Here is a 14,360-nt window from a genome sequence, read left to right as displayed (position 1 = left end):
CCTGAATTCGCGGGGCAACGCACCCCGCAGCACGCCTGATGAGGAAAGCACCATGAGTCATTTGTTGGATCAACTGCGGTTCTTCAACCGCAAACAAAACGAATTTTCCGACGGCCACGGCGAGACCCGTAAAGAGTCCCGCGACTGGGAAAACGTCTACCGTTCGCGCTGGCAGTACGACAAGATCGTGCGTTCCACCCACGGCGTGAACTGCACCGGCTCCTGCTCGTGGAAGATCTACGTGAAGAACGGCCTGATCACCTGGGAAACCCAGCAGACCGACTACCCGCGCACCCGCAACGACCTGCCCAACCACGAACCCCGTGGCTGCCCGCGCGGTGCGAGCTACAGCTGGTACATCTACAGCGCCAACCGGCTCAAGTACCCGAAGATCCGCAAGCCGCTGCTCAAGCTGTGGCGTGAAGCGCGCCAGACCCTGGCGCCGGTGGAAGCCTGGGCGAGCATTGTCGAGGACAAGGCCAAGGCCGACTCCTACAAGAGCAAGCGCGGCATGGGCGGTTTCATTCGCTCGAACTGGGAGGAGGTGAATGAAATCATCGCCGCCTCCAACGTCTACACCATCAAACAATACGGCCCGGACCGCATCGTCGGCTTCTCGCCGATCCCGGCCATGTCGATGGTCAGCTACGCGGCGGGTTCGCGTTACCTGTCGCTGATCGGCGGCGTGTGCCTGAGCTTCTACGACTGGTACTGCGACCTGCCACCGGCCTCGCCGATGGTGTGGGGCGAGCAGACCGACGTGCCGGAATCGGCCGACTGGTACAACTCCAACTACATCATCGCCTGGGGTTCCAACGTCCCGCAGACCCGTACCCCGGACGCGCACTTCTTCACCGAGGTGCGCTACAAGGGCACCAAGACCGTGGCGATCACCCCCGACTATTCGGAAGTGGCCAAGCTCACCGACCTGTGGCTGAACCCTAAGCAGGGCACCGACGCCGCGTTGGCCCAGGCTTTCAACCATGTGATCTTCAAAGAATTTCACCTGGACAAGCCGAGCGCCTACTTCACCGACTACGCCAAGCGCTTCACCGACTTGCCGGTGCTGGTGATGCTCAAGCCGATGACCGGTTTCGCTCCCGGCGCAGGCTTCCAGCCGGACCGCTTCCTGCGCGCCTCCGACCTCACCGGCAACCTCGGCCAGGACAACAACCCGGAATGGAAAACCATCGCCCTCGACGAGAGCGGTGAACTGGTCTCGCCGCAAGGCTCCATCGGCTATCGCTGGGGCGAGAAGGGCAAGTGGAACATCCTCGCCAAAGAGGGCGGTGAAGGCCGCGCGATCGACCTGAAACTCAGCCTGATCGGTGACGACGTCGCCGAAGTGGCGTTCCCGTACTTCGCCGGCGAAGTCCAGGAGCATTTCCAGCACGTCGCTGGCGAGGCGGTGCAGTACCGCCGCGTGCCGGTCCACAACGTGACCCTGGCCGACGGCAGCGTGGCCAAGGTGGCGACCGTGTTCGACCTGTCGGCGGCCAACCTGGCCATCGACCGTGGCCTGGGCGGCCACAACGTGGCCAAGGACTACGACGACGCCAGCGTGCCGGGCACCCCGGCGTGGCAGGAAGCGATCACCGGCGTCAGCCGTGAGAAAGCCATCCAGATCGCCCGTGAGTTCGCCGACAACGCCGACAAGACCAAGGGTCGCTCAATGATCATCGTCGGCGCGGCGATGAATCACTGGTACCACATGGACATGAACTACCGCGGGCTGATCAACATGCTCATGCTCTGCGGTTGCGTCGGCCAGACCGGCGGCGGCTGGGCCCACTACGTCGGCCAGGAAAAACTGCGCCCGCAGTGCGGCTGGCTGCCCCTGGCCTTCGGCCTGGACTGGAACCGCCCACCGCGCCAGATGAACGGCACCAGCTTCTTCTACGGCCACAGCTCGCAATGGCGCCACGAAAAAATGAGCATGCACGATGTGCTCTCGCCTCTGGCCGACAAGTCGCAGTTCCCCGAACACGCCCTGGACTACAACATCCGCGCCGAACGCGCCGGCTGGTTGCCCAGCGCGCCGCAGCTCAACACCAACCCGCTGCACATCTGCCGTGAGGCCGCCGCAGCCGGCATGACGCCGAAAGACTACGTGGTCAAATCCTGGCAGGACGGCAGCCTGCGTTTTGCCTGCGAACAGCCGGACAGCCCGGTGAACTTCCCGCGCAACATGTTCATCTGGCGCTCCAACCTGCTCGGTTCGTCGGGCAAGGGCCATGAGTACATGCTCAAGTACCTGTTGGGCACCAAGAACGGCGTGATGAACGAAGACATCGGCCACAGCACCGAATGCAAGCCCACCGAGGCCGAATGGGTCGAGGACGGCGCCATCGGCAAGCTCGATCTGGTGACCACGCTGGACTTCCGCATGTCCTCCACCTGCGTGTATTCCGACATCGTCTTGCCGACCGCCACCTGGTACGAAAAAGACGACATGAACACCTCGGACATGCACCCGTTCATCCACCCGTTGTCGGCGGCTATCGACCCGGCGTGGGAATCGCGTTCCGATTGGGAAATCTACAAAGGCATCGCCAAGGCGTTCTCGGCCATGTCGGTCGGTCACCTGGGTGTGGAACAAGACCTGGTCACCGTACCGCTGATGCACGACAGCGTCGGCGAACTGGCCCAACCGTTTGGCGGCACCGACTGGAAAAGCGCACGCGTGGCCCCGGTACCCGGCAAGAACGCGCCGAACATCGCAGTGGTGGAACGCGACTACCCGAACATCTACAAACAGTTCTCCTCGCTGGGCCCGATGCTGGAAAAACTCGGCAACGGCGGCAAGGGCATCAACTGGAACACTGATGAAGAAGTCGAGTTCCTCGGCGAACTGAACCATCACGAAAACGATGCCGGGATCAGCCATGGCCGGCCAAAAATCGACACGGCTATCGATGCCGCCGAGGTGATCCTGTCCCTGGCCCCGGAAACCAACGGCAAGGTGGCCTTGAAAGCCTGGGCCGCGCTGTCGGAATTCACCGGCATCGACCACAGCCACCTGGCGATTTCCAAGGCCCATGAAGCGATCCGCTTCCGCGATATCCAGGCGCAGCCGCGCAAGATCATCTCCAGCCCGACCTGGTCCGGCCTGGAAGACGAACACGTGAGCTACAACGCCGGCTACACCAACGTCCATGAAAACATCCCATGGCGCACCATCACCGGCCGCCAGCAGTTCTACCAGGATCACCCGTGGATGCAGGCGTTCGGCGAGCAGTTGATGAGCTACCGGCCACCGGTCAACACCAAGACCATCGAAGGCGTGAAGGGCAAGCGCAGCAATGGCGAAACCGAGATCGTGCTGAACTGGATCACTCCGCACCAGAAGTGGGGCATCCACAGCACCTACAGCGACAACTTGCTGATGCTCACCTTGAGCCGCGGCGGGCCGATTGTGTGGCTCTCGGAGATCGACGCCAAGCGCGCCGGGATCGAGGACAACGACTGGATCGAGTGCTTCAACGTCAACGGCGCACTGACCGCCCGTGCGGTGGTCAGCCAGCGCGTCAAGGAAGGCATGGTGATGATGTACCACGCTCAGGAACGCATCGTGAACGTGCCGGGTTCGGAAACCACCAAGACCCGCGGCGGCCACCACAACTCGGTGACCCGCGTGGTGCTCAAACCGACCCACATGATCGGCGGCTATGCCCAGCAAGCCTACGGTTTCAACTACTACGGCACGGTCGGTTGCAACCGCGACGAGTTTGTCGTAGTGCGCAAAATGGCCAAGGTCGACTGGCTCGATGGTTCCACCGGCGATGACTTGCCGCGCCCATTGCCGACTGATATCGAGGAGAACTGAGATGAAGATTCGCTCACAGATCGGCATGGTCCTGAACCTGGACAAATGCATCGGCTGCCACACCTGTTCCATCACCTGCAAAAACGTCTGGACCAGCCGTGAAGGCATGGAATACGCCTGGTTCAACAACGTCGAGTCCAAGCCCGGCATCGGTTACCCGAAAGAATGGGAAAACCAGGACAAGTGGAAGGGCGGCTGGGTGCGCAACGCCAACGGCTCGATCAACCCGCGCATCGGCGGCAAGTTCCGCGTGTTGGCGAACATTTTCGCCAACCCTGACCTGCCGAGCCTGGACGACTACTACGAGCCGTTCGACTTCGACTACCAGCACCTGCACACCGCGCCTTTGGGCGAGCACCAACCGACCGCGCGTCCGCGCTCGCTGGTGTCCGGCAAGCGCATGCAGAAAATCGAGTGGGGCCCGAACTGGGAAGAAATCCTCGGCACCGAGTTCGCCAAGCGCCGCAAGGACAAGAACTTCGACCAGATCCAGGCCGACATTTATGGCGAGTACGAAAACACCTTCATGATGTACCTGCCGCGCCTGTGCGAGCACTGCCTCAACCCGGCGTGCGCGGCCTCGTGCCCGAGCGGTGCGATCTACAAGCGTGAAGAAGACGGCATCGTGCTGATCGACCAGGAAAAGTGCCGCGGCTGGCGCATGTGCATCAGCGGCTGCCCGTACAAGAAGATCTACTTCAACTGGAAGAGCGGCAAATCCGAGAAGTGCATCTTCTGCTACCCGCGCATCGAAGCCGGCATGCCCACCGTGTGTGCTGAAACCTGCGTCGGCCGGATTCGCTACCTCGGTGTGCTGCTCTACGACGCCGACCGCATCAGCGAAGTGGCGAGCACCGCCAACGAGCAAGACCTGTACGAGAAACAGCTGGAAATCTTCCTCGACCCGAATGACCCGGCGGTGATTCGCCAGGCCCTGGCCGATGGCGTGCCGCAGTCGGTGATCGACTCGGCCCAGCGCTCGCCGGTCTACAAAATGGCCGTCGATTGGAAACTCGCACTGCCGCTGCACCCGGAATACCGCACCTTGCCGATGGTTTGGTACGTACCGCCACTGTCGCCGATCCAGAACGCTGCCGCCGCCGGCACCGTGGGCATGAACGGGGTGATCCCGGATGTCGACAGCCTGCGCATTCCGCTGCGTTACCTGGCCAACCTGCTCACCGCTGGCGATGAAAAACCGGTCAAGCGTGCGCTCAAACGCCTGTTGGCGATGCGTGCCTACAAACGCTCCCAGCAAGTCGACGGCGTGCAGGACCTGCAAGTGCTCGAAGACGTCGGCCTGAGCGTGGAACAGGTGGAAGAGATGTACCGCTACCTGGCGATCGCCAACTACGAAGACCGCTTTGTGGTGCCGAGCGCGCACCGTGAAGACGCCATGAGCGACGCGTTCGCCGAACGCTCCGGCTGTGGTTTCAGCTTCGGCAGCGGTTGCAGCGGCAGCTCCGACACCAACATGTTCGGCGCCAAGAAGGCCAACCGTCGCGACGTGTTGAAAACCGTACAGATCTGGGAGGACTGAGCATGCGTATTCTCAAAGTGATTTCGTTGCTGCTGGACTACCCCACCGAAACCCTGGTGAACGGCCGCGACGAACTGGAACAGGCGATCATCGAGTCGCGGGAGATCAGCCCCAAGCAGCGCGGCGCGTTGTTCGAGTTGCTCGAGCTGATCTGCGCCAATGACCTGATGGACGGCCAGGAACACTACGGTGCGCTGTTCGGCCGTGGGCGCTCGCTGTCGTTGCTGTTGTTCGAACACGTCCACGGCGAGTCCCGCGACCGTGGCCAGGCCATGGTCGACATGATGGCCCAGTACGAAGAGGCCGGGTTTGCCATCGGCGTCAAGGAGCTGCCGGACTATATCCCGCTGTACCTGGAGTTCCTCTCGACCCGCGAAGACATCGAGGCCCGCGAGGGCCTGGCGGATGTGGCGCACCTGCTGGCGCTGCTCGCCGCACGTCTGGACGAGCGCGAGAGCGGCTACGCCAGTTGCTTCCGTGCGTTGCTGCAGATCTCGGGTGCCGAGCCGCACCAGGCCGTGGCCGAACTGCGCGCGCAGGTCGCCGCCGAGCCGCGTGACGACTCCCTCGAAGCCCTGGACAAGATCTGGGAAGAGGAAGCGGTGGACTTTATGCAGGCCGAACAACAGGACCGTTGCAGCTCGATGCCCAGCGCACCGGGCAAAGCCCGCGAAGAAAGCGCGGTGCCGTTGCACTGGGTGGATTTTCAGCAAGAAGGGCAGGCCGCAGTGCCGGCCACGGAGGTGGGTAATGTCTAAGTGGAATTTGCTGGTATTCGGGGTGTACCCCTATGTCGCCCTGGCGATCTGCCTGTTGGGCAGTTGGGCGCGGTTCGACCTGTCGCAGTACACCTGGAAGGCTGGCTCCAGCCAGATGCTCAACAACCGTGGCATGCGCGTGGCGAGCAACTTCTTCCACATTGGCGTGCTGTTCGTGCTGGCCGGGCACTTTGTCGGCCTGCTGACCCCGGCGTCGGTCTATCACCATGTGATCAGCACTGAGCACAAGCAGTTGCTGGCGATGGTCTCCGGTGGCGTCTTCGGCCTGCTGTGCCTGGTGGGCTTGCTGATGCTGGTCAAGCGCCGCCTGGGCGACCCGCGTGTACGGGCCACGTCGAGCCCGTCGGACATCCTGATCCTGCTGGTGCTGCTCGTGCAGTTGGTGCTCGGTTTGCTGACCATCGTCGCGTCCACCGGGCATATGGACGGTTCGGTCATGGTGATGCTCGCCGACTGGGCGCAGAACGTGGTGCTGTTGCGGCCAGTGGACGCGGCGGCGTCGATCGAGCCGGTCAGCCTGATCTACAAGGCGCATGTGGCGCTGGGCTTGACCCTGTTCGTGCTGTTCCCGTTTACCCGCTTGGTGCATATGGTCAGCGCGCCGATCTGGTACCTGGGGCGTCGTTATCAAATCGTGCGGCAGAAGTATTGAGGAGAGCGTCATGACAACTGGATGCGGATGTGGTGGCGGTAATGGCGGCAGCGGCGGTTGCGGCTCGTCGGTCAAAGAACCGGTGGTGGCCGAGGTTGCGGCCCCGGCTCTGTTCGAGGAACTCAAGGCGCCTGAATTGATCGCCAGCAGTGAACAGGAATGGCCGATCATCAGCGTCAACGGCGTGCCCGTCACGCCGGAGGCCATGGCCCTGGAGTTGCAATATCACCCGGCCGAAAGCCGCGAGGAGGCGGTGTATCTGGCCGCCCGTGCGCTGGTGATCCGCGAGCTGTTGCAGCAGCGGATCGCCGAGCTGGGCCTGGCGGTGGAGATCGCCGCCGGCGAGAACGAAGAAGAAGCCGCCACGCGCTTGCTGCTCGAGCGTGAGGTCAAGGTGCCCGAGTGCGACGAGGCCACCTGTGTGCGCTACTTCGAGAACAACCGCGGGCGCTTTCACAGCGCGCCGTTGCTGGCGGTGCGGCACATTCTGCTCGAATGCGCGCCGGACGACGCCGAGGCGCGCCATCTGGCGCACGGCCAGGCGGAAGTGCTGCTGCAGAACCTGAACGAGCAGCCCGGCCAATTCGCCGAGCTGGCCCTGCAGTATTCGGCGTGCCCGTCCAAGGCCCAGGGCGGTTCGCTGGGCCAGGTGAGCAAGGGCCAGACCGTGCCCGAGCTGGAGCGTCAGTTGTTCACCCTCGCGCCGGGCCTGGCCGGCAAGCCGCTGGAGAGTCGTTATGGCTGGCATGTGATCTATGTCGATCAGCGTATCGAAGGCCAACCGCTGCCGTATGAAGCGGTGGCGGTGGCGATCCGCACCCAGTTGCAGCAAGGCGTGTGGCAAAAGGCATTGGTGCAGTACCTGCAAACCCTGATCGGCGCGGCGGACATTCGTGGCATCGCGCTGCAGGGCGCCGACTCGCCGCTGGTGCAGTGACATGAGCCTGGTGGATGGGGTGGGCCGTTCGATCGATTACCTGCGCTTGTCGGTGACCGACCGTTGTGATTTCCGCTGTGTGTACTGCATGGCGAAAAACATGACGTTCCTGCCGCGCCAGCAGGTGCTGACCCTGGAAGAGCTGGAACGCCTGGCCGCGCTGTTCGTCGGCCAGGGCGTGCGCAAGATCCGCCTGACCGGCGGCGAGCCGTTGATCCGCCCGGGCATTGTCGGGTTGTGCCGCAATATCGCGGCACTGCCGGGCTTGCGCGAACTGGTGATGACCAGCAACGGCTCGCAGTTGGCGCGCCTCGCGCAGCCGCTGGTGGACGCCGGGGTCAAGCGCATGAACATCAGCCTCGACAGCCTGGATGCGCAGCGCTTTCGCGCGATCACCCGCAACGGTGATCTGCGCCAGGTGCTGGACGGTATCGAGGCGGCGCGAGAGGCCGGGTTCGAGCGGGTCAAGCTCAATTGCGTGGTGATGAAAGGGCGCAACTTCGATGAAGTGCCGGCGCTGGTGCAGTACGCGATCGACCAAGGCATCGACATCAGCTTTATCGAGGAAATGCCCCTGGGCGACGTGGGCCGCTCCCGCGGCGAGACGTTCTGTGCCAGTGATGAAGTACGCAGCGTGATCGCCCGTCACCATGCCTTGCTCGACAGCACCGAAAACAGCGGCGGCCCGGCGCGCTATGTGCGCCTGGCGCGGCATCCGGGCACGCGCATCGGCTTTATCTCGCCCAACTCCCACAACTTCTGCGGCAGTTGCAACCGCGTGCGGATGACCGTCGAAGGGCAGTTGCTGCTGTGTCTGGGGCAGGACAACGCGGTGGACTTCCGCGCTTTGCTGCGGCGTTACCCGTTGGACGACGCGCCGTTGATCGAGGCGTTGCACAAGGGGTTGCGGGGTAAGCCGCTGCGCCATGATTTCACCGGGGCAGGGGAGGTGCAGGTGGTGCGCTTCATGAATATGAGCGGCGGTTGAATGTGGCAGGGGACTTGCTGTGGCAGGGAACTTACTGTGGGAGGAGGCTTACTGTGGGAGGGGGCTTGCCCCCGATAGCAGTGTGTCAGCCAATACATGCACGACTGATCCACCGCTATCGGGAACAAGTCGAATCGTCGCACCGCCCCTCCCACATTTTGATCTTCGTTCAGACTTGACCTTGATCAATGGCAGCCCAAACGCTTGACCGTAATATCACTGCATATTGTGTTTCAAAGATTTATTAAATCTATATGTAGTGTCTGGAGCCTTCCAATGCAAAGCATGCTCAGCCCGCTGGTCAGTAACCGCCTGCACAAACGCGACGGTAGCCTCGTTGCCTTCGACGCCGAAAAAATCCGTCAGGCGCTGATCGCCGCCGGCAATGCCACCGGCGAGTATCGGGAGGCCGAGGTCGACCTGTTGCTCGGTGCGGTGCTGGCGCGGCTGCGCGGCATCGAACGGCTGGATGTGGAGCAGATCCAAGACAGCGTCGAGCGGGTGTTGATGGATGCCGGTTACTTCCTGTCGATGCGCGCGTATATCGTCTACCGCGAACAGCACGGTCGCTTGCGCCGCGACCGCAAGACCCTGGTGGAAGTCGCCACCTCGATGAACGAATACCTCGACCGTGAAGACTGGCGCGTGCAGGCCAATGCCAACCAGGGGTATTCCCTCGGCGGGCTGGTGCTGAACGTATCGGGCAAGGTCACTGCCAATTACTGGCTGGACGAGGTCTACAGCCAGCAGATCGGCCGCGCACACCGTGAGGCGGATCTGCATATCCACGACCTCGACATGCTCGCCGGCTACTGCGCCGGTTGGTCGCTGCGTTCGTTGCTGCACGAAGGCCTCAATGGCGTGCCGGGTCGCGTCGAAGCGGGGCCGCCCAAGCATTTGAGCAGTGCCCTGGGGCAGATGGTCAACTTCCTCGGCACCCTGCAAAACGAATGGGCCGGCGCCCAGGCGTTCAGCTCGTTCGACACCTATCTTGCGCCTTATGTGCGCAAAGACCAGTTGAGCTACCCCGAGGTGCGCCAGGCGGTGCAGGAGTTCATCTACAACCTCAACGTGCCGTCGCGCTGGGGCACTCAGACGCCATTCACCAACCTGACCTTCGATTGGGTCTGCCCGGAAGACTTGCGCGAGCAGGTGCCGGTGATCGGCGGTGAGGAAATGCCATTCGCCTATGGCGACCTGCAAACGGAAATGGAGCTGATCAACCGCGCCTACATCGAAGTGATGCAGGCCGGGGATGCCAAGGGGCGGGTGTTTACCTTCCCGATTCCGACCTACAACATCACCCATGATTTCCCCTGGGACAGCGAGAACGCCGACCGCCTGTTCGAGATGACCGCGCGCTATGGCTTGCCGTATTTCCAGAACTTCCTCAATTCGGACATGCAACCCAACCAGGTGCGCTCCATGTGCTGTCGCCTGCAACTGGACGTGCGTGAGCTGCTCAAGCGCGGCGGCGGGCTGTTCGGTTCGGCGGAGCAGACCGGCTCGCTGGGCGTGGTGACAATCAACTGCGCGCGCCTCGGTTACCTGTTCAAGGGCGATACCGGCGGCTTGCTGCAACGCCTGGACAGCCTGATGGAAATGGCCATGGAAAGCCTGGAGGTCAAGCGCAAGGTGATCCAGCACCACATGGACGCCGGGTTGTACCCCTACACCAAGCGTTACCTGGGGACGTTGCGCAACCACTTCTCCACCATCGGCCTCAACGGCATGCACGAGATGCTGCGCAATTTCACGGATGACACGCAGGGCACGCACACCGAAGAAGGCCGCGCGTTCGCCCTGCGCCTGCTCGACCATGTGCGCGCCACCTTACTGCGCTTCCAGGAAGAAACCGGTCACCTCTACAACCTCGAAGCCACACCGGCGGAAGGCACCACCTACCGCTTCGCCAAGGAAGACCGCAAGCGCTACCCGGACATCCTGCAAGCCGGCAGCCTGGATGCGCCGTACTACACCAACTCGTCGCAACTGCCGGTGGGCTTCACCGAAGACCCCTTCGAAGCCCTCGAGCTGCAAGACGAACTGCAATGCAAATACACCGGCGGCACCGTGCTGCACCTGTACATGGCCGAACAGATTTCCTCGGCCCAGGCCTGCAAGCAATTGGTGCGCAAAGCGCTGGGGCGTTTCCGCCTGCCGTACCTGACCGTGACCCCGACCTTCTCGATCTGTCCGGTACACGGCTACCTCGCCGGCGAACACGAGTTCTGCCCCAAGTGCGATGAGATCCTCGCGCTTGCCGCCCAGTCTTGAACCTGTTTTTCAACCCGCAAGGAGATTCACCATGCAAACATCCCAGCCACAACGTCAGCGCTGCGAAGTCTGGACCCGGGTGATGGGTTACCACCGGCCGGTGTCCGCGTTCAACCCCGGCAAACAGTCCGAACACAAGGAGCGTGTTCACTTTACCGAAGCGGCTTGCGCGGCCGGGCGCCAATGAGTCGAATGCTACGGGTTGGGGGCATGGTGCCCCTGACCACCCTCGACTACCCCGGTATGCTCGCCTGTGTGCTGTTCTGCCAGGGTTGTGCCTGGCGCTGTCGTTACTGCCATAACCCGGACCTGATTGCACCGCGCGGTAGCGCGGAGATCGATTGGCGCCGGGTTTTGCTGTTTTTGCAGCGCCGCCAGGACCTGTTGGACGCAGTGGTGTTCAGCGGCGGTGAACCGACCTTGCAGGAAGGTTTGCCAGCGGCGATGGACGAGGTACGCGCCATGGGCTTTCGCGTGGGCCTGCACAGTGCGGGGATCAAACCGGCAGGCTTTGCCAATGCGCTGCGCCATGCCGACTGGGTGGGCTTCGATGTGAAGGCCCTGGTCGAGGACTATCAACTGGTCACCCAGGTCAAAGGCAGCGGCGCCGCCAATTGGCGCAGTTTGGAGACCTTGCTGGCCAGTGGCGTGGACTACGAGTGTCGCACCACGGTGCATTGGCATCTGATCGATACGTCGCGCCTGTTGCGCCTGGCCCAGCGTTTGCAAGCCAGTGGTGTCAAGCGCTTCGCCGTGCAGATGGTCCGCACGGCAAGCATGCTCGATGAGCAATTGCCGATTGCCCCGGCACAGATGGCATTGCCGGAGTTGTGGGGCCACATGCGCGAGTTGTTTCCGGCTTTTGTATTACGAGGGTGACCGATCGCCCTTCCAGGATTTTTAAAGATGCTGCCCGTTTCGGGCAGGTATTCATCAAGGAATGTTTAGAATGACGCAGTTAACCACGGCACAACGCATTGTCATCGGCTTCGCGATTGCGCCGCTGGCTCTGGTCGGTTTGGTGTTTTACGCCTTGCACGACCTGGCAACCCTCAAGCAACAGTCCGAACAGATCGTGCAGCAGGACTGGCCGAAAATCGCACCGATCATGGTGATCGCCACCGGCGTGCGCGATAACGGGCGCAACACCCGCGACCTGCTGATCGACCAGGATAACCAGCAGGCCCAAGAGGCCATTGGCACCACCCGGCAGCGCATTACCCAGGCGTTCGCCACCCTGGAGCCACTGTTCGATACCACCGAAGGCAAGGCGGCCTATGCCGCGTTGAAAACCCATCGGGAAACCTACGTCGCGGCCTTTACCCAGGTGCAGGCGCTGATCAAGCAGGGCGCCCGCGAGCAGGGCCTGGCCCAGCTCAAACAGCAGGTGGTGCCGGCCGAGCTTGAGGTGTTCAAGAGCCTCGATGCGTTGATGGCCATGCAAGGCCGACTGTTCGTCGAGCGCGAGCAGGCTGCGCAAATTCTCTACGACGATGCGCGCCGCACGATGATCGGATTATTCCTGCTATGCGTGAGCCTGGTCGTGGCGGCCGCCGTGATCGTCACGCGCAGCGTCACCCGGCCTTTGGGCGGCGAGCCGGACGAGGTGGCGCGGGTGCTCAGCCATATCGCCCAGGGCGATCTGACCATCGAGGTGCCGCTGGGCAACAGTGCCGACGGCAGCGTGATGCGCAACCTGCACCAGATGCAGCAGAACCTCAACCAGATGGTCCGGCAGATCGCCGCCTCGGTGGATGGCGTGGCCAGTTCATCCGAAGAGTTGAGCGCGGTCAGCAGCCAGACCAGCAGCAGCCTGCAGTTGCAGGGCCAGGAAATCGAACAGGCCGCCACCGCGGTGAACGAAATGACCGCCGCCGTCGATGAAGTCGCGCGCAACGCGGTGAGCACCAGCGAAGCCTCGCGCCTGTCGGAACAGACCGCCCAGCTTGGGCGGGCGCAGGTGCAGGAAACCGTGGCCTCGATCAACACCCTGGCCACCGGCGTGGTGGAAACCTCCGAACGCATCCAGCAACTCGCCGGCCGCGTGCAAGACATCAGCGGCGTGCTGGACGTGATCCGCAGCATCGCCGACCAGACCAACCTGCTGGCCCTCAACGCCGCGATCGAAGCGGCCCGGGCCGGCGATGCCGGGCGCGGTTTTGCGGTGGTCGCCGATGAAGTGCGCGCCCTGGCCCATCGTACCCAGACCTCGACCCAGGAGATCGAGCAGATGATCGGCAACATCCGCCAGGACACCGAACACGCCGTGGCCGCCATGCACAGCAGCAGCGAACGGGTGCAGGCGACCTTGGGCGTGGCGCAACGCTCGGGGGAGGCGCTGGATGAAATCACCCGCTCGATTTCGCAGATCAATGAGCGCAACTTGATGATTGCCAGCGCCACCGAAGAACAGGCACTGGTGGCGCGGGAAGTGGATCGCAACCTGGTGGGGATTCGGAACCTGTCGCAACAGGTATTGCAAGGGGCCTTGCATACCGAAACGGCGGGGCATGATCTGGCAGGGATGGCGGGGGAACTGCATCAGACGGTGGCGCGGTTTAAGGTTTAGGTGGTGTGGCGATGCGTTTCTTCGGTAATGGCCAACCCGAAAAGTAACCAACGCGCGGCGGCCTTATAGCCGACCTGATCCTGAAAGCCCAACGCGGTCAAAAAATGTGGGAGGGGGCTTGCCCCTCCCACATTTTGATCTCCATGGATCAGATAGAGCTCGTTCTGCTCTTGCTCTTGGGCGCGGCCTTATATCCGACCTGATCCTGCAAGCCGAACTCGGTCAGAAATGTGGGAGGGGCTTGCCCCCGATGGCAGTGTGTCAGTCACTACATGCATGACTGATCCACCGCCATCGGGGGCAAGCCCCTCCCACATTTTGATCCCCATGGATCAGATAGAACTCGTTCTGCTCTGGCTCTTGCTCTTGGGCGCGGCCTTATAGCCGACCTGATCCTGCAAGCCGAACTCGGTCAGAAATGTGGGAGGGGCTTGCCCCCGATGGCAGTGTGTCAGTCACTACATGCATGACTGATCCACCGCCATCGGGGGCAAGCCCCTCCCACATTTTGATCCCCATGGATCAGATAGAACTCGTTCTGCTCTGGCTCTTGCTCTTGGGCGCGGCCTTATAGCCGACCTGATCCTGCAAGCCGAACTCGGTCAGAAATGTGGGAGGGGGCTTGCCCCCGATGGCAGTGTGTCAGTCACTACATGCATGACTGATTCCACCGCTATCGGGGGCAAGCCCCCTCCCACATTTTGATCTCCATGGATCAGATAGAACTCGTTCTGCTCTGGCTCTTGCTCTTGGGCGCGGCCTTATAGCCGACCTGATCCTGAAAGCCCAACG

The 14,360-nt window shown here is 62.4% G+C and carries 10 protein-coding genes; all 10 read left to right on the top strand.

Annotation, left to right across the window (positions count from 1 at the left end):
* The first annotated feature begins 52 nt into the window (after positions 1-52).
* The 10 genes from RGV59_RS23535 to RGV59_RS23490 all read left to right on the top strand — a co-directional run bounded on the left by RGV59_RS23535 (position 53) and on the right by RGV59_RS23490 (position 13,568).
* Positions 53-3,826: a nitrate reductase subunit alpha gene (locus tag RGV59_RS23535; RefSeq protein ID WP_017849324.1), complete on the top strand. Its 3,774-nt coding sequence runs from the start codon at positions 53-55 to the stop codon at positions 3,824-3,826.
* 1 nt (position 3,827) lies between these two features.
* Positions 3,828-5,366 carry a nitrate reductase subunit beta gene (narH, locus tag RGV59_RS23530; RefSeq protein WP_017849323.1) on the top strand — a complete coding sequence of 513 codons (1,539 nt, stop codon included), beginning with the start codon at positions 3,828-3,830 and terminating at the stop codon, positions 5,364-5,366.
* A gap of 2 nt (positions 5,367-5,368) precedes the next feature.
* Entirely contained in the window at positions 5,369-6,124 is a 756-nt protein-coding gene (narJ, locus tag RGV59_RS23525) for a nitrate reductase molybdenum cofactor assembly chaperone (RefSeq protein ID WP_017849322.1), read from the top strand.
* Positions 6,117-6,797 carry a respiratory nitrate reductase subunit gamma gene (gene narI, locus RGV59_RS23520; RefSeq protein ID WP_126587236.1) on the top strand — a complete coding sequence of 227 codons (681 nt, stop codon included), beginning with the start codon at positions 6,117-6,119 and terminating at the stop codon, positions 6,795-6,797. Before narJ ends, narI begins: the two co-directional genes overlap by 8 nt.
* A 10-nt stretch (positions 6,798-6,807) precedes the next feature.
* Positions 6,808-7,734, top strand: a complete 927-nt coding sequence (locus RGV59_RS23515; RefSeq protein ID WP_046383086.1) for a peptidylprolyl isomerase — start codon at positions 6,808-6,810, stop codon at positions 7,732-7,734.
* A 1-nt stretch (position 7,735) separates the two neighbouring features.
* Positions 7,736-8,722 carry a GTP 3',8-cyclase MoaA gene (gene moaA / locus RGV59_RS23510; RefSeq protein WP_017849319.1) on the top strand — a complete coding sequence of 329 codons (987 nt, stop codon included), beginning with the start codon at positions 7,736-7,738 and terminating at the stop codon, positions 8,720-8,722.
* A gap of 276 nt (positions 8,723-8,998) precedes the next feature.
* The gene (locus tag RGV59_RS23505) at positions 8,999-10,999 is read left to right on the top strand and encodes a ribonucleoside triphosphate reductase (protein WP_046489186.1); all 2,001 of its coding nucleotides are present in this window, start codon (positions 8,999-9,001) and stop codon (positions 10,997-10,999) included.
* A gap of 31 nt (positions 11,000-11,030) precedes the next feature.
* Positions 11,031-11,186, top strand: coding sequence for an anaerobic ribonucleoside-triphosphate reductase (nrdD, locus tag RGV59_RS23500; RefSeq protein ID WP_017849317.1), 156 nt, complete (start codon positions 11,031-11,033; stop codon positions 11,184-11,186).
* Entirely contained in the window at positions 11,183-11,878 is a 696-nt protein-coding gene (locus RGV59_RS23495) for an anaerobic ribonucleoside-triphosphate reductase activating protein (protein ID WP_169883988.1), read from the top strand. Before nrdD ends, RGV59_RS23495 begins: the two co-directional genes overlap by 4 nt.
* A gap of 70 nt (positions 11,879-11,948) precedes the next feature.
* Positions 11,949-13,568: a methyl-accepting chemotaxis protein gene (locus RGV59_RS23490; protein ID WP_017849315.1), complete on the top strand. Its 1,620-nt coding sequence runs from the start codon at positions 11,949-11,951 to the stop codon at positions 13,566-13,568.
* The last annotated feature ends 792 nt before the right edge of the window (positions 13,569-14,360 follow it).

The organism is Pseudomonas sp. FG1 (assembly GCF_034313875.1).
Taxonomy (GTDB): Bacteria; Pseudomonadota; Gammaproteobacteria; order Pseudomonadales; family Pseudomonadaceae; genus Aquipseudomonas; species Aquipseudomonas veronii.
This window is presented reverse-complemented; position numbering and strand designations above follow the sequence as displayed.